At 65.8% G+C, this 15,627-nt stretch carries 11 protein-coding genes and 1 pseudogene; 4 read left to right on the top strand and 8 right to left on the bottom strand.

Annotation, left to right across the window (positions count from 1 at the left end; translation table 11 throughout):
• Positions 1-174 precede the first annotated feature (174 nt).
• Complete coding sequence (locus WKR98_RS18155; RefSeq protein WP_341434273.1) at positions 175-1,377, top strand: dsDNA nuclease domain-containing protein; 1,203 nt, start codon at positions 175-177, stop codon at positions 1,375-1,377.
• Positions 1,374-3,098, top strand: a complete 1,725-nt coding sequence (locus WKR98_RS18150; RefSeq protein WP_341434272.1) for a hypothetical protein — start codon at positions 1,374-1,376, stop codon at positions 3,096-3,098. The genes WKR98_RS18155 and WKR98_RS18150 overlap by 4 nt, the downstream gene beginning before the upstream one ends.
• Before the next feature lie 263 nt (positions 3,099-3,361).
• Here the strand turns inward: WKR98_RS18150 and WKR98_RS18145 are convergent, their stop codons facing one another.
• The 3 genes from WKR98_RS18145 to imuA are packed head-to-tail and all read right to left on the bottom strand — an operon-like array spanning position 3,362 to position 8,687.
• Entirely contained in the window at positions 3,362-6,529 is a 3,168-nt protein-coding gene (locus tag WKR98_RS18145) for an error-prone DNA polymerase (protein WP_341434271.1), read from the bottom strand.
• A 6-nt stretch (positions 6,530-6,535) separates the two neighbouring features.
• The gene (locus WKR98_RS18140) at positions 6,536-8,005 is read right to left on the bottom strand and encodes a Y-family DNA polymerase (RefSeq protein WP_341434270.1); all 1,470 of its coding nucleotides are present in this window, start codon (positions 8,003-8,005) and stop codon (positions 6,536-6,538) included.
• A complete protein-coding gene (imuA, locus tag WKR98_RS18135) occupies positions 7,935-8,687 on the bottom strand; it encodes a translesion DNA synthesis-associated protein ImuA (RefSeq protein WP_341434269.1) in 753 nt (250 codons plus the stop codon). The genes WKR98_RS18140 and imuA overlap by 71 nt, the downstream gene beginning before the upstream one ends.
• Before the next feature lie 169 nt (positions 8,688-8,856).
• Here imuA and WKR98_RS18130 point away from each other — a divergent pair, with 169 nt between their 5' ends.
• Positions 8,857-10,161 carry a pyridoxal phosphate-dependent aminotransferase gene (locus WKR98_RS18130; RefSeq protein ID WP_341434268.1) on the top strand — a complete coding sequence of 435 codons (1,305 nt, stop codon included), beginning with the start codon at positions 8,857-8,859 and terminating at the stop codon, positions 10,159-10,161.
• Between the two features lie 9 nt (positions 10,162-10,170).
• On the opposite strand, the gene WKR98_RS18125 is transcribed toward WKR98_RS18130, so the two are convergent.
• Complete coding sequence (locus WKR98_RS18125) at positions 10,171-11,346, bottom strand: alpha/beta hydrolase family protein (protein ID WP_341434267.1); 1,176 nt, start codon at positions 11,344-11,346, stop codon at positions 10,171-10,173.
• A gap of 50 nt (positions 11,347-11,396) precedes the next feature.
• Complete coding sequence (locus tag WKR98_RS18120) at positions 11,397-12,371, bottom strand: Bug family tripartite tricarboxylate transporter substrate binding protein (RefSeq protein WP_341434266.1); 975 nt, start codon at positions 12,369-12,371, stop codon at positions 11,397-11,399.
• 123 nt (positions 12,372-12,494) lie between these two features.
• Between WKR98_RS18120 and WKR98_RS18115 the strand changes: the two genes are divergently transcribed.
• Positions 12,495-13,412 (top strand): LysR family transcriptional regulator, encoded by a 918-nt coding sequence (locus WKR98_RS18115; protein WP_341434265.1) that lies wholly within the window; start codon positions 12,495-12,497, stop codon positions 13,410-13,412.
• Between the two features lie 20 nt (positions 13,413-13,432).
• On the opposite strand, the gene rnhA is transcribed toward WKR98_RS18115, so the two are convergent.
• The 3 genes and pseudogenes from rnhA to WKR98_RS18100 all read right to left on the bottom strand — a co-directional run bounded on the left by rnhA (position 13,433) and on the right by WKR98_RS18100 (position 15,608).
• The gene (rnhA, locus tag WKR98_RS18110) at positions 13,433-13,900 is read right to left on the bottom strand and encodes a ribonuclease HI (RefSeq protein WP_238160448.1); all 468 of its coding nucleotides are present in this window, start codon (positions 13,898-13,900) and stop codon (positions 13,433-13,435) included.
• Between the two features lie 93 nt (positions 13,901-13,993).
• Positions 13,994-14,113 (bottom strand): annotated as a pseudogene (locus WKR98_RS18105) (DUF5710 domain-containing protein); the annotation flags it as partial.
• A 187-nt stretch (positions 14,114-14,300) separates the two neighbouring features.
• Complete coding sequence (locus WKR98_RS18100) at positions 14,301-15,608, bottom strand: MATE family efflux transporter (protein WP_341434487.1); 1,308 nt, start codon at positions 15,606-15,608, stop codon at positions 14,301-14,303.
• Positions 15,609-15,627 lie beyond the last annotated feature (19 nt).

Genomic DNA, 15,627 nt, shown 5'->3' with positions numbered 1-15,627 from the left:
GGTGTTCGGCCAGCCGTCTCGCCCACCAATGACCGTGTTCGACCAGAAGCGGAAGCAAACCATGTATCATGTATCAAAATGTCACGAGTGACCAGCCCCACTACATGGGCTGCACGATAGATATGGCTAACGCGCGGCTGCTGGAGCAAGCAGAGTAAATCGAAGAACGATTCGATGTCACAACGAACCTCAGCGAGGCGACCGGAGGATGGTCAGGACAGCCTGGATCTCGTGCTCCGTGATCGCTCAATAGATGAGAAGAATGGCGTCAACGCCAACTTGGGTTTCACCTTTCAACAATGGTGGGCCGCGTTGTCTATCGCCGAACTTCTTGGAAGCGGGGATGACTTCGCCGTCGGTGTTGAGGTCAAGGAGGACATAGCAATCCTCGATTCCGCGCAATCGCCAACGAGGGTGGAGTTCTGCCAGGTCAAGAAACATGAGCGCGATGGTGTCTGGGTCTTAAAGGATCTTCATAAGAAGGGCAGCAAACGTAAGGATGGCACGCATGAGAATTCAATCCTTGCCAAGCTGTACGCCCGTCGGCACGAGTTCGGTGCCTCGCGTGCCAACCTGAGATTCGTCTCAAACATCGGAGTGAAACTGCCCGACGAAGCTGGAGTGGACTCTCTTGCGACGAACACAGATTTGTCGACCTTGACGACCGAGCAACAGAAGCTTGTGAAGGTGGCCGTCAGCACCCAATTGGGCATATCGGAAGAAGATATCGATCTGACCGGTGTGCTGGTTCACAAGACCAACCTTCCGCTGGGCGAGCCAGAGATTTTCGTCAGTGGAAAGCTCGAACAACTATCGTCCACGGGACAATTGCCGTTTCAACTTAGTCATACATCGGTAGCGGCGAGGGTCCTTGCCAGTGAAGTACAAAGCCGGGCGTCCAGCACCACCTACGCGCGGACCTTCGAAGATCTTAAGCTGCGAATCATCTCCAAGTCGCAGGCCTTGAACATCCTGGCCAGCGTTGCGCAGTCCAGGGCTCCATTGAGCCAAATCCTGGAAGAAGCCACTGCCGAGTTGGATCGAGAGGGGTATCCCTTCATCGAGCGCAAGGACATCAAGGCTCAGAGGGTCCGAGTGTGTGCGGACGCATCCGACCGGACCAACATGATTTTCAGCGGAGTAGCGAGCGCGCTGCAGCGAACCCGCATTCCCATAGAGGCGGCCATTGGTGCGAAGGCAACCTTGGGCGAACTGATGAACGAGGTTGTTGAGGAGGCCCGGGCGTCAAACCTAGCTGAATTCAATGGCCTTCCCCTGGCCTACATACGCGCTGTGGCGCTACTGGTGCTATTCGATGCAATCGACCTCACCGTATTCACTGCTCCGGCTGGTCCGGAATCTAAGGAAGAAGAATGAACCGGCGCGTGACATACAAGACGCTCTGGCTCGTATCCGCGAGAGACGAGAGCGCCAGAAAGCAGCTGTTCAGTCAGAAGACGCTGCTTCTGGGACCAAACGGAACGGGTAAGTCCCGCATCATCAAGAACCTCTACTGGGTTTTTGGTTGTAATACTAGAAAACGTGATGCAGGTACGTGGGATCCTGATACGGTTGTTGCTCTAGAGTTCGCTTATCGGGACAACGACTACATGGTTGTTCGTGACGGCAAGCGGTTGGGGATGTTTGGTGCCAACGGCCAGTTGCTTTTTTCTGCAGAGAACATGAGGGCATGGTCTAAAGCGCTCGGTGCGTTTTTTGGATTCGAACTCCGACTCAAACGTCCTCAAACTGCGGTCTTCTCGCAAGCTGGTCCAGAGTACATGTTCATGCCGTTCTATATGGATCAGGACGGAAGTTGGGGGGCAGGTTGGGACACCTTTGAACAGTTGACTCAGTTCTCTGACTGGAAAGGCGCGACGTTCGAATCTTTCATTGGGATGCGTCCGAACGCGTACTTCCAAGCGAAGCATCTTTCGACGGAGATCGGTGAGCGAGTTACCGATAGGCGTAAGGAACTTGAAGCGCAGCGAGCAGCTTTCAAGCGGGTGCAGGATGTTTTGCCCAAGAACCTGCCCTCTCTCAACTTCGCAGCGTTTCGCAGTGAACTGGCGGAGCTGGGCCGCAAAGCGACCAAGCTCCAGCAGGAACAGGTTCGCATTCGTGGCCAACTTCTCGGGCTGGTCAACACGCGTGAGAAAGTGCAGTCGGAGTTGAAGCTCGCCCTTGCCGCCTACAACGAACTGAAAGGCGACTTCGCATACCTGACGGATCGTGCTGGCGAGGCCATCGAGTGCCCTACATGTGGCACGGTCCATGAGAATTCCTTCCATGCTCGAATTCTTCTTTCGAGCGATGCAGAGTCCTTGGGCGGAATCATCATGGAGCTTCGGACACAGGCTGATGAAATCGGCAGCAAAGAGGCCAACATCCGTACGAGTTTGAGAGTGGTGGAGCGCAACATTGCCGAACTCGACAAACTCCAGCAGGAACGGCGAGCCAAGCTGAAGCTTGAAGAAGTTCTGGCCTCGCAAAGCAAGAGAACCCTCGACACAGCCTTTCAGCGGGTCAGCGGTGATCTATCTACCGCTTTGAAGAAGCTGGAAGCAGAAAAGGCCAAGGCAGATGAGGAGGTCAAAAAGTTCGAAGATCCTGATCGTCTGGCTCAAGTTCGCAAGTATTTTTCATCGCAGGTCTCGAGTTTGTCCAACTTGGTCGATGTTCCCGTCGACGAGCAGATCGGCGATCCAAAACCTGGGGCGCGTGCTCAATCCGGAGGAAGTTCCGCGCCTCGCTCCATGTTGGCTGTTCACTTGGCCATGCTTGCGACGAATGCTGAGTGGGGCGATTCCCCGCTATTTCCCTTCGTCGTTGATACCCCTCAGCAGTCAGGGCAGGACGATCCCAATCTGACAAAGATGGTCGAGGTTCTTGGGAGGGCAGCCGGGGTTCACCATCAAGTCATATTGGCCGCCGAACGCTTACCTGAGAGTGCACAGTTGGGGGACTTCGATACTGTCGGACTTACACAGAAAAGAGCGATTCTCTCTAAGGACTCTTTTGATGAAGTCGTGGCACGCCTTCAGGAGCCCCTGGTTGTTTTGCGAGAGAGTCTAAAGCCTGTGATCGAAGCTGTGTGAAGAATGGTGTCGGTACTGCTTGTCTGCCCATGCGCCCCTGTCAATAGGGCGACCGCCAATCACCTGTCGCTGTGCATGCTCACTGAGGTAGCGCAAGCTCTGTAGTTCGACTATTACGCGCATTCTTGGGCAGTCCCTTCTTAAATGTCCGCAATAAAGAAGCAATTCCAAACCTTATGGAAGACTGCTTGGGGCCAAAAGCAAACCTCGACGCGCCTAAATTCGCCCAGGGATTGCGGGAGCAATTCCATCCGATCCGACTCTCAATGAAAATTCCGGCTCTCCACCACCAGACTCCCCAATAACGGCGTCAAATCCACCAGCCGCTTGGCCAGCAGATGCCGCACATCCTGATGCGATTGCCACGTGCCATACACCCCCAGCAGCGGCGCCCCCACCAGTTCCCTGCGCTGGCGTTCGACCAGCCCCGGCCAGACGATAACGTTGACCTGCCCAGTCTCGTCCTCCAGCGTGACGAAGACCGCGCCCTTGGCGGTGCCTGGGCGCTGGCGCACGGTGACGATGCCGCAGGCGCGCGCCAGGCGGCGGTCGGGGTAGGTGTGCAGGACTTCAGCGGGGGCGAAGCCGCGCCGCGTCAGGCGATCGCGCAGCAGCGCCACGGGATGGCGCCTCAGGGTCAGTTTCAGGGACTCGTAGTCGGCGCGGATGTCGTCGGCCTCGTTGGGAACGTCGAGCAGCGGCGCCTGTTCGTACACCATGGCGTCGCGCAATAGATCGCGTTGGGGCACGCTGTCGGTGGCTTCCCAGAGCGCCGCGCGGCGGTGGCCGGACAGGCGGCGCAGGGCATCGGCCGCGGCCAGGGCCTGCAAGGCATGCCGATCGAGATCGGCGCGCCGGCCCAGGTCGGTGGCGTCCTGGAACGGCGCCTGTTCGCGCGCCGCCTGGATGCGCAGGCCGGCTGCTTCAGGCAAGCCTTGCACCTGGTTCAGTCCGAGCCGCACGGCGGGGCGTTCGCCGCCGGTGTCTTCCAGGGTGGCTTCCCAATCGCTGGCCAGCACGTCGGCGGGCAGGACGGCCACGCCATGGCGCTGGGCATCCTGGATCAACTGGTAGGGCGAATAGAAGCCCATGGGCTGGCTGTTGAGCAGGGCGGCCAGGAAGGCTTCGGGTTCGTGCCGCTTGAGCCAGGAGCTGGAGTAGGCCAGTTGCGCGAAGCTGGCGGCATGCGATTCGGGAAAGCCGTATTCGCCGAAGCCCTGGATCTGGCGGCAGATGGAGTCGGCGAAGGCGCGGTCGTAGCCGTGGATCAGCATGCCGTTGACGATGCGTTCGTAGTGCTGCGCCAGGTCGCCCTTGCGCCGCCAGGCCGCCATGGAGCGCCGCAGTTCGTCGGCCTGGCCTTCGCTGTAGCCGGCGGCGTACATGGCGATCTGCATGACCTGTTCCTGGAAGATGGGCACGCCGAAGGTGCGGGCCAGCGCCTTCCGGACCTTGGGGCTGGGATACGGAATCCGGGCGGAGCCGTGCAGCCGCGCTTGTTCGCGCTGTTTCAGGAAGGGATGCACCATGCCGCCCTGGATGGGCCCTGGCCGGACGATGGCGACCTGTATCGTCAGGTCGTACAGATTGCGCGGCTGCAGGCGGGGCAGCATGCTCATCTGTGCGCGCGACTCGATCTGGAAGACGCCTATGGTGTCGGCCTGGCAGATCATGTCGTAGGTCTGGGTGTCGTCCGGTGGAATGCTGTAGAGATCGAGCAGTTTCTGTTGTCGCTGACTGGCGAATTCCAGGGCGCGCCGCAGCGCCGTCAGCATGCCCAGGGCCAGCACGTCCACCTTGAGCAGGCCGACCGCGTCCAGGTCGTCCTTGTCCCATTGCACGACGCTGCGGTCGGGCATCGCGGCGTTCTCGATGGGCACCAGGCGCGACAGCGGCCCGCGCGACATGACGAAGCCCCCCGGATGCTGGGAAAGGTGGCGCGGAAAGTCCAGCAATTGCTCGGTCAGTTTGGCCCACAGTTGCGCCGCGGGCGAGTCGGCGGCCAGCCCGCATTCCTCGAAGCGGTTCAGCAGGTTCTTCCTGCCGTCCCACCATTGGTGAGCCTTGGCGACGCGGTCGACCAGGGCCAGGTCCATGCCCAGCGCGCGCCCCACGTCGCGCAGCGCGCTGCGCGACCGGTAGCTGATGACGACGGCGGTCAGCGCGGCGCGGCGCCGTCCGTATTTCTCGTAGACGTACTGGATGACTTCTTCGCGCCGCTGGTGTTCGAAGTCGATGTCGATGTCCGGCGGTTCGTTGCGTTCTTTGCTGATGAAGCGTCCGAACAGCGAGTTGTCATCCGGGGGGACCACGGTGATGCCCAGGCAGAAGCAGACCGCGGAGTTGGCGGCCGATCCGCGTCCTTGGCAGAGGATGCGGCGGCTCTTGGCGAATCTGACCAGGTCGTGGACGGTAAGGAAGTAGGCCTCGTACTGGAGTTCGCTGATTAGCGAGAGCTCTTTTTCGAGCTGCTCGCGTATCTTGTCGGGGATGCCTTCGGGGAAACGCCTGTTGGCGCCGGCATAGGTCTCGTCGCGCAGATAGGTGGCGGGCGTGGCCCCCGCCGGCACCAGTTCCTCTGGGTATTCGTACTCGAGTTCCTTCAGGTCGAAGGTGCACAGCCGGGCCACGCGCAGGCTTTCCCGCATCAGCTCGGCGCCGTAGACCTGGGCCAGATGCACGCGCGCGCGCAGGTGCTGTTCGGCATTCGGCACCAGCGCATAGCCGCACTCGGCCACGGACTGGCGCAGGCGAATGCCGCACAGCGTGTCGTGCAAGGGCTTGCGCGAGCGGACATGCATCTCGACCTGGCCTAGGGGCACGACAGGCAGGTCCATCGTGCGGGCGACGTCTTCGACGGTCTGGCGGTGGGCGCCGTCGCCGGCGCGATTGAGCAGCGCCAAGCCCATCCAGCACCGCCCAGGAAAGGTCCGCGCCAGCCAGCCGGCCTGTTCGGCAAGCACGTCGCGGGCGACGCCCTGGGCTGGCGCGAGGATGGCCAGGCAGTCCGGCACGCCGCGCAAATGATCCTGCCTGGCCTCGGGATGGGAAAGGTCGCCGGGCAGCAGGCGGTAGCTGCCCTTGGCGGCGCGCATGCGGGCATAAGTGATCAGTTCCGACAGGTTGCCGTAGCCTTCCTTATTGGTGGCCAGCAGGATCAGGTCCATGGGCGGGATGCCGTCCTGGGCTTCGAGCCGGAACTGGCTGCCTAGGATCAGCCGCAGTTTGTGCTTCTTCACTTCCTCGTGCGCGCGCACGACGCCGGCCAGCGAGCATTCGTCGGTGATGGCCAGGGCCGTGTAGCCCAGTTCGGCGGCGCGTTCGACCAGTTCGCCGGGCCAGGAGGCGCCGCGCAGGAAGGTGAAGTTCGTCAGGCATTGCAGCTCGGCGTAGCCGGGCAGGGAAGGGATCGAGGGCGGGGGCGATGACATGGCGATTCAGGCGTAGAGCCCGTGCAGGTACCAGCGCGGCTCGTCCAGCGCCTGGTCGAGGTAGAGCCAGTAGCGGATGCCGTTTTCGCTTTCGGCCACGAAGTAGTCGCGCGAGATGGGGGCGCCGTCCCACCAGCCGCTTTCCAGGCGTTCGGGGCCGCGCAGCAGGCGCAGCGGGGTGCCGTAGTAGGGGCGGTTGCCGCGCAGGACCAGGGCAATGGGCTGCGCGAGCAGCCACAGCGGGCGTTCGGCCTCGAAGGCCATGTCCTGCGGGCCGGTGCGGGACGCGGACAAGGCTGGTTGCCAGCCATTGGCGGCTTCCGGCCGATGGTCGGCGCGCGGCCGGGCGGCCAGTACGCGGTCCGCGCCCAGCCGCGCCGTCAGCAGTTCCACCAGGCGGTCGTGGTCGGCCGGGGTGCCGCCGGGGTCGGTGAACAAAGCCTCGGAGGGAGCGGCGCGGGAGACGAGCTGGTCGGCATGCAGGGCCACGGCGATGGCCGGCGCTTCCAGCGTCAGGCGTTCGAGATGTTCCTTGAGCAGGCGCAGCAGGTGGTCGGCCTGCCAGCCGGGCTGGGCCAGGGCCACGGTCAGCCGCGTGGGCGGCCGGGCGTGGCGGCCGCGCTCGTGCTCCAGCAGGAGGTCGATGGCGCTGGCCGCCGTATGCGTGGCGCCCAGCCATCCCGCGAGTTGCTGGACGAGGCGGCGGGCCACGATCAGGACGGCGGCGGTGTGCTCGAGGCGGGCGATCGGTTCCAGGCGCGCGGAAAACCGGAGCGGCGCGCGGATCCAGTCGAACAATTCGGGCGCCTGGCCGCGGGCCTGGGCTAGCATGTGCGGCAGGGCGTGGCCGCAGCGCTTTTGCAGGCCGGCACGCGGCAGCCGCATCAGGGCGGCAAGGGTACGGCACCCTATGCCGTCCAGCCAGGCCTGGTGCGGCCGCGCCGGCGGCAGCAGCAGGCAGGGCAATGGGGCTATCCGGCGCAGCAGCCGATCCAGCCGCAGGACGCGGCGCGGGCCGCGCGTGGCCCGTGCCGCCAGCAGCCAGGCGCCATGGGCGGTCGGCGCCATGCCGACGCGGGCCCGGCAGCCCAGTTGTTCCAGCGTGCGCCGGATGCGCCGGCACAGCGCCAGGGGGCCGCGGAAGACACGCAGGCTGGCGTGGACGTCGAGCAGCAGGCTGGTGTCGGGGCCAAGGGTGACTTCCGGCGTGTATTGCAGCATGGCCAGCGCGGCGGCATCGAGCAGTTGCCGTTCGCGTTCGACATCCCGCTGGATGAACGCGGCATGCGGGGCCAGGGCGCCGGCGCCTTTCTTGCGCATGCCCGGCCGCACGCCCAATTGCGCGGCGGCAGGGGTCACGGCCACGACCGCCTCGTGCTCGAGGACCACCAGCGGGCCGGCCGCGTCATCCGGCCAGGACGGGCTCAGTGCGTCGAGGCTGGGCTGGGTCAGATAGACGCTGATCCACAGGCTCATGGGAAAACTCGGAAAAGGCGGGAATCGGACCCGCGGCCGCTGCCGCGCGCGAAGGCGCGAGCGGCACCAGCAGGCTGGTGTCGTGGACGGGGCCGCGGCGCTTGAGGATGTCCACGCGCAACTGGTCGCCGGCGGGATGCAGCAGCAGGCGCAGCGGCGCGGGCGAGGCCTGGCGGGCCGATTCGGCGGGGCGGAACAGGAAGAAGGCGGTATCGCCGGCCTGGGCGGCCAGGTGCAGCCGGCGCAGGGCGGTCGCGGGCGGGCGCGAGGCCCAGTACAGCAGGGCGCCGCAATGCCCTTGCTTGAGAACTTGCTCGGCCGCCCACAGGGCATCGGCCGCGTGGGCGGGCGCGACCCACAGCAGTTGCCGGCTGGAAAAACGATGGACCTGCCAGGCCTGGACGGACGGCTGGTGGGGCGGGTGGAGCAGGACGATGCTGCGCTGGACGGGCAATTGCCGCAGCGCCGGCAGCAACAGGCGGATTTCGCCTATGCCCGGCTGCGGCAGCAGCAGTTCGGTCAGGCTGCCCAGCGGCCACCCGCCGTCGGGCAACTGGCGGGACAGCTCGGCATGGCCGGTATCCAGGCCGGGACGGCAGTTGCGGGCAAGCTGCGATCCCCGCCACAGAAGGGGGTGGATCGCGGTGCTGGCGCGCGGCGTGGAGGTTCCGGCTGAAGACATGGGGCAACGGCGGTTTACGGCAGAGTACTGTATAAATATACAGTTATCGAGTCAAGCCGTGGAAAGTCATCGCAACGCCGGCGGGGCCGTCCGCCGCCGGCACGCCCGTGTTCTGGTATCGTGGCTTGGCCGTGTCGTTGCATCAATTCCTACGAAGACCCGTTCATTCATGAAACCCATCAACAAATCGAACAAGCTGGCTCACGTCCTGTACGACATCCGCGGCCCCATCATGGATAGAGCCAAGCAGATGGAGGACGAAGGCCAGAAGCTCATCAAGCTCAACATCGGCAACCTGGCCGTGTTCGGTTTCGACGCGCCCGAGGAAATCCAGCTGGACATGATCCGCAACCTGCCCAACTCGGCGGGCTATTCGGACAGCAAGGGCATCTTCGCCGCGCGCAAGGCGGTCATGCACTACACCCAGGCGCAGGGCGTGCAGGGCGTGACGCTGGAAGACATCTACCTGGGCAATGGCGCGTCCGACCTGATCGCGATGGCCACCAACGCGCTGCTGGACGATGGCGACGAGCTGCTGCTGCCCACGCCCGACTACCCGCTATGGACGGCGGTCGCGAGCCTGTCGGGCGGCACGCCCGTGCACTATCTGTGCGACGAGGCCAAGGGCTGGATTCCCGACCTGGACGACATCCGCGCCAAGATCACCCCGCGCACCAAGGGGATCGTGGTCATCAACCCGAACAACCCGACCGGCGTGGTCTATCCCGACCACGTGCTGCGGGAGATCATCGCCATCGCGCGCGAGCACGGGCTGGTCATCCTGGCCGACGAGGTCTACGACAAGGTGCTGTACGACGACGCCCGCCACACCGCGCTGGCCAGCCTGTCCACCGACGTGCTGACGCTGACCTTCAACTCGCTATCCAAGAGCTACCGCGCCTGCGGGTACCGCGCGGGCTGGCTGGTGGTGTCGGGCGACAAGCGCGCCGCCCGCGACTACATCGACGGCCTGAACATGCTCGCCAACATGCGGCTGTGCGCCAACGTGCCGGGCCAGTGGGCGATCCAGACCGCGCTGGGCGGCTACCAGAGCATCAACGACCTGGTCGCCGAAGGCGGCCGGCTGCGCCAGCAGCGCGACCTGGCCTACGAGCTGATCACCGCCATTCCGGGCGTGACCTGCGTCAAGCCGCAGGCCGCGCTCTACATGTTCCCCAGGCTGGATCCCGAGGTCTATCCGATCGAGGACGACCGCCAGTTCTTCCTGCAGATGCTGGAGGCCACGCGCGTGATGCTGGTGCAGGGCACGGGGTTCAACTGGCCGCACCCGGACCACTTCCGCATCGTGTTCCTGCCGCACGAGGCGGACCTGCGCGAGGCCATCGGCCGCATCGCCAAGTTCCTCGAAGACTACCGGCTCAAGCACCCCAGGAAGGCGGCGGGGTCTTCCGAGGCCGGCCCGGACGACCGCGCGGTCGTCGTGTCGGCCAAGTTCGGGGCGAAGGCCGGCTAGGCACTGGCGTCATGCATGCGGGCGCTGCTTCAGCTCCCGCATGGTTGCGCTTATCCAGTCCGCGATGGTGTCCACGCCCAGCGCCAGGTTGTCGACGCTGCAATGCTCGGCGCCGCCGTCGCGCAGCGTATGGACGAACAGTTCGGCCTTGGGGCTGTTGATGCATTCGGCAACCAGCCGTTCGGCCTGGGCCAGCTTGATCTGCCGGTCGTTCTCGCCGTGTGTGACCAGGATGGGGCAGCGTATGCGGTCCAGCACGCCTTCCAGCGTCATGCGGTCCGCCGTGGCCAGCAGGCCTTCCACGCTGGTCTGTCCGAACACCCACATCGCGTGTTCCCAGTAATGCGGAACGGGTAGCCGCGGGTCCTGGCTCTGGTGGCGGTAGCGCTGGGTCGCGCCCCAGTCGTAGTTGGCGCCCCAGGCCACGCAGCAGCGCAGGCGCGGCTCGAAGGCGGCGGCGCGCGGCGCGTGATAGCCGCCCAGCGACAAGGCCATGATGCCTATGCGCGAGGCGTCGACGTCGTCGCGCGTTTCCAGGTAATCGACGCAGGCCGAGGCGGGTTCCTCGGCCTCGGGGAAATTGGTCAGGCCCTGCAGGCGCAGGGCCTCGCCCACGCCGGGGTTGTCCACCAGCAGCACCGACACGCCGCGTTCGCGCAAGGCGTCGCCGATGCCCATCAGGTACAGGATCTCCTTGGTCACGTCCAGGCCGTCGAAATGCACCATGCAGGGTGCGCCGCCGGGCGGCGTCTCGCGCGCCGGGACGTACAGCGCCGGCAGGGTGGTGTCCCGGTAGGGCACGTCCACCCATTCGACGGGCTGGCCGGTCAGTTCGGCGTAGCGGCGAAAGCATTCCAGCATGTCGCGGAAGGCCGCGTCCCGGCCGGGGAAGCGCGGCGCCTGCATGCGCTCGGCCTGCACGTAGTAGATGGCGGCGCGCTTGAACTTGCGGCCCGCGCTGTAGGCGCGGTCGTGCTGGAGGTCCTGCTGCGCCAGCGCCTTCACGCGGTCGGCCAGTCCGGTCCAGGCGGCGAACAGGATCTCGGCCGCGTGCGGGTCGCCGCGGCGCGACGCTTCCTTGACGGGGCCGGAGGCGTCGTCGATCTCGCCGATCTCGGCGCCCATGCCGAGCGCCAGGTTGACGGCCATATTCCAGGTGTAGTTGTCGCCGAAGTATTCAAACATGGTCGATGTCCATTCGTGATTGCGTGAGGGGGGGCGGGGGAGGCCGGCGGCTAGTCGGCCTTGATGTTCTTCTGGGCGATCAGCCTGGCCCACATCGCCTGTTCGGCGACCAGGTCCTTGGCGAATTGCTCGGGCGGCTGGAGCACGGGGTCGTAGCCGTCCTTGCGCAGGCGGGCCTGCATATCGGGCATACGCATGACCCGGGCGATCTCTGTCGCCAGTTTGTCGCGGATATCGGCGGGCAAGCCCTTGGGCGCGAAGACGCCTTGCCAGACGTAGGCCTCCACCGGCACGCCTTCCTCGCGCAGGGTGGGGATGTCGGGGATGGCGGGCGAGCGCTGCGCGGCGGCCAGCGCCAGCCCCCGCATCTTGCCCGCGCGGACCATGGGCTGCGAGTTGCCGACGGAGTCGCACAGGAAGTCCACTTCTCCGGACATGACCGACGTCTGGGCCGGCCCCGCGCCCGAATAGGGCACGTGCAAGGCCTTGATGCCCGCCGCATCCAGCATCTGTTCGCAGGCCAGGTGGCTGCCGCCGCCGGTGCCCGCGCTGGCGTAGCTCAACGCGCCTTGCCTGGCCTTGGCCAGGGCGATGAATTCCTTGAAGGTCCTGGCCGGCAGCTTGGTCGAGGCCACCACATAGGCGGGAAAGCGCAGCGCCTCGGTGATGGGCGTGAAATCGGCGACCGGATCGAAGGCGTGCTGCTTGTGCAGCAGCGGACCGATGACGTGGGCGCTGTTGGTGGTGTAGAGCAGCGTGTAGCCGTCGGCCGGCGCATCCTTGACCAGCCTGCTGCCGATCAGGCCGGTGGCGCCGGCGCGGTTGTCCACGATCACGGGCTGGCCCAGCGCCTCGCCCAGCAGCTTGCCGGCCAGGCGGGCATAGGTGTCCGTGGAGCCGCCCACGGGGAAGGGCACGATCATCCGGATCGGCCGGGCGGGATAGGCCTGCGCGCTTGCCGTGGCCGCGATCAGCAACGACGCGGCGGCAAACAAAAGACGCGGCGCGGTGAGGTAGCGTTTCATGGTGTCTCCGTCCTGTTCTAGGTACCAGGCCATTCTGGACGGAGTCGCGGCTCACGAGAAATGCCGTTTTTCGGGGCGAGCTATAAAATAATTCGATAGCGCAAAACGAGGGAGAGGCAGGCGATGGATCTGGTTCAACTCCGGTATTTCGTGCGCGTCGCGCAGTTGAAAAGCTTCACCAAGGCCTCGGTGGCGCTGCATATCGCGCAGCCCGCGCTGACCCGGCAGGTGCTGCTGCTGGAGGACGAGCTGGGCGTGCAGCTCTTGTTCCGCCACAGCCGCGGCGTGGAGCCGACCGAGGCCGGCATGCGGCTGCTGTCAGGCGCCGAGGCCATCTTTCGCCTGGTGCGGGAAGTCCGCGCCAACGTCATCGCATCCAGCACCACGGTCGCCGGCACCTTGCGGATCGGTTTTCCGCCTTCGCTGGGCGGGTTCGTGATCGGCACCGTCGCGGCCGCGTTCCAGAAGATGTACCCGCAGGCCACGTTCGACCTGTGCGAGGGCCTGAGCAACGAATTGCGCGACCGGCTGCTGGCCGACAGGCTCGACCTGGCGGTGCTGGCCGGGGGCTCGAATCCGCTGCTGGTCAGCACGCATCTGTGCGACGAGGAATTCTGGGTAATGATGCCACGCCGCCGCAAAGGCCGACATGCGCTCAGGACCTACACGCTGAAGGAGTTGGCCGGATTGCCGCTGATCCAGCCCGGGCGCACGCAACTGGCGCGCCAGCACATCGAGACCGAGGCCGCGCGCCTGGGCGTGACGCTGAACGTGACGGTGGAAACCGACGCCTTCCAGGTGATCAAGGATCTCGTGCGCCGCGGGGTAGGGGCCCACATCTCGCCGTACTCGGGCATAGGCGCGGACATCAAGCGCGGGGATTTCGACGGCGGGCCGGTGAAGGGGCTGTTTCTCTCGCGCTATCTCGTGCGGCGCATCGACCGGCCCATCAGTCTGGGCATCACCAAGTTCCAGGAGATCCTGGTCGATACGCTCAGGGACCTGGGGGCTTCGGACCAGGCGATCCGGCTGCCCGCCTGAAGCGGGCAGACATCCGGTGCTTATCCGGCGGCGCCATGTTCGGCCACGATGCGCACCACCACTTCGCTGCGGCCGGTGCGCTTGGCGTGGTCTAGTCCTTCGTTGGCCAGCGCGTCGGCGCGTTCGTTGCCGCGGTGCCCGCTGTGTCCGCGTACCCACCGGAAAGTGGCGCGATGCCGGTCCGCCTCGGCGATCAGCGTCTTCCACAGCTCGACGTTCTTGACGTCCTTCCAGTTCTTGCGCACCCAGCCGTGGCGCCATTGCGTCATGCCGTTCACGACGTACTGCGAGTCGGTGTAGACCACGACCTCGCAGGCTTGCGGTAGCCAGCGCAACGCCTCGATGGCGGCGGTCAGTTCCATGCGGTTGTTGGTGGTGTCGGGCGAGCCGCCGAAGACTTCCACCGTGGCCTCGGTGGTGCGGATCCAGGCGCCCCAGCCACCGGGCCCGCCGGGGTTGCCGCGGCAGGCGCCGTCGCAATAGACGATGGCGCCGCCGGCGGGCGGGGTCTCGTCGCCCGTGGGCTGTTGCACGGCATCCGGCTGCGGCGACGAGGGCGCGTCGGCATCCAGCCAGCGCTGGAAGGGCGCGGCATCGGCGCCGTCCTTGACGTACCACTTCTTCTGCGCCGGCGACCATCTGGCCCCGAGCGCCTTGGCTTCGTCTTTCTCGGCAAAGGGCACTTTCAGCCAGACAACCATGGAGTCACCAATTCGATGCAAGGGGCGTGACCTTAATCGGCGTGGCGAGCCGTTGTCAAGGCGGCGCACCCGGAAAGGACCTTGCCTATTTCGTGGGCGGGGAACCTCGAAGCCTGCTGTGATGCGGGTCGGTTCGCCCTGTTTCGCGGCTGTCCCCAGCCTTGTCCACAGGATGCGGGGATAACTGTTACACGTTATCCAGACGTGCGGCCGGCTCGGCCCGGACCTCGCGATAGACCGTGCGCGGCGCGGCCAGGTGCAGCGTCACGCCGCGCAGCGCGTTGAAGGCGAGGAAGGACAGCCACAGTCCATGATTGCCCAGCAGCGGCAGCAGGCCGAGCGACAGTGCCAGGAAGGCCAGGCCGCAGACCAGCATGGCGCGCATCAGTACGCGGGTCTGGGTGGCGCCGATGAAGATGCCGTCGTACAGATAGGCCGCGACCGACGCGATGGGGGCCAGCGCCAGCCAGGGCAGGAAGCGCCCCGCGGTCTCGCGCAGCGCCGCCTGGTCGGTCAGCAGGCTCACGATCCATGGGCCCACGGCCAGGTAGACCAGGGCATAGGCCAGCGCGCCGCCGAAGGCCCAGCCCATGCACAGCCGCACGGCGCGCCGCAGGCCGGGACGGTCGCCGGCGCCCACGGCGGATCCGACCAGTGCCTCGGCCGCATGGGCGAAGCCGTCCAGGCCGAAGGCCATGAAGGTCAAGAAGTTCAGCAGCAGCGCATTGGCGGCCAGGACCATGTCGCCCTGGGTGGCGCCCAGGTGGGCGAACCAGCCCATGCTGGCCAGCAGACAGGCCGTGCGCACGAAGATGTGGAAGTTGATGCCGACCAGGCGCCGCATCGCGGCGGCGTCGCGCAACACCGCCAGGCGCAGTTGCGGCCAGGCGGCGCGATGCGAGCGCCACAGCAGGATGCCGCCCGCCAGCGTGCCCGCGCCATCGGCCACGGCGGTCGCGGCGCCTATGCCCGCCACGCCCAGGCCGAAGCCATGCACGAACAGCAGCACGGCGCCCAGGTTGACCACGTTGATGAGAATCTGCAGGGCCAGCGCCAGCCGGACGCGCTGGCATCCCAGCAGCCAGCCCAGCACGACATAGTTGACCAGGGCCAGCGGGGCCGCCCAGATCCGGCCCGAGCAGTAGGCCATGGCCTGGCGTGTGGCCTCGGCGCTGCCGCCCAGCAGGCCCAGCACCAGCGTGATCAGGGGCCGCTGCAACACCAGCAGCGCAAGTCCGATGGCCAGCGCAAGCGACACCGCCCGCACCACGCTGGCCGCCAGCGCCTGTTCGTCACCCTTGCCCCAGGCCTGGGCGACGAGTCCCGTCGTGCCCATGCGCAAGAAGCCGAAACCCCAGAACAGGAAGCTGAAGAGCAGGCCCCCCAGCGCCACGCCGGCCAGGTATTCGGGTCCGGGCAGGTGGCCCGCCACGGCGGTGTCCACCGCCGACATCAGGGGCTGGGTCAGGTTGGCGAGCACGATGGGCAGGGCCATCGCAAGCACGCGCCGGTGG

Origin of the sequence: Pigmentiphaga sp. YJ18 (genome assembly GCF_038066655.1) — a bacterium.
Lineage (GTDB): Bacteria > Pseudomonadota > Gammaproteobacteria > Burkholderiales > Burkholderiaceae_B > Pigmentiphaga.
The sequence above is the reverse complement of the archived record's forward strand: the minus strand, read 5'-3'. Positions and strand labels throughout refer to the sequence as shown.

What these genes read in the sequence shown, in the direction of transcription:
- WKR98_RS18155 (WP_341434273.1), top strand. Translation starts at nt 175, where the DNA reads ATGTCACAACGAACCTCAGCGAGGCGACCGGAGGATGGTCAGGACAGC.
- WKR98_RS18150 (WP_341434272.1), top strand. Translation starts at nt 1,374, where the DNA reads ATGAACCGGCGCGTGACATACAAGACGCTCTGGCTCGTATCCGCGAGA.
- WKR98_RS18145 (WP_341434271.1), bottom strand. Translation starts at nt 6,529, where the DNA reads ATGTCATCGCCCCCGCCCTCGATCCCTTCCCTGCCCGGCTACGCCGAG.
- WKR98_RS18140 (WP_341434270.1), bottom strand. Translation starts at nt 8,005, where the DNA reads ATGAGCCTGTGGATCAGCGTCTATCTGACCCAGCCCAGCCTCGACGCA.
- imuA (WP_341434269.1), bottom strand. Translation starts at nt 8,687, where the DNA reads ATGTCTTCAGCCGGAACCTCCACGCCGCGCGCCAGCACCGCGATCCAC.
- WKR98_RS18130 (WP_341434268.1), top strand. Translation starts at nt 8,857, where the DNA reads ATGAAACCCATCAACAAATCGAACAAGCTGGCTCACGTCCTGTACGAC.
- WKR98_RS18125 (WP_341434267.1), bottom strand. Translation starts at nt 11,346, where the DNA reads ATGTTTGAATACTTCGGCGACAACTACACCTGGAATATGGCCGTCAAC.
- WKR98_RS18120 (WP_341434266.1), bottom strand. Translation starts at nt 12,371, where the DNA reads ATGAAACGCTACCTCACCGCGCCGCGTCTTTTGTTTGCCGCCGCGTCG.
- WKR98_RS18115 (WP_341434265.1), top strand. Translation starts at nt 12,495, where the DNA reads ATGGATCTGGTTCAACTCCGGTATTTCGTGCGCGTCGCGCAGTTGAAA.
- WKR98_RS18100 (WP_341434487.1), bottom strand. Translation starts at nt 15,608, where the DNA reads ATGGCCCTGCCCATCGTGCTCGCCAACCTGACCCAGCCCCTGATGTCG.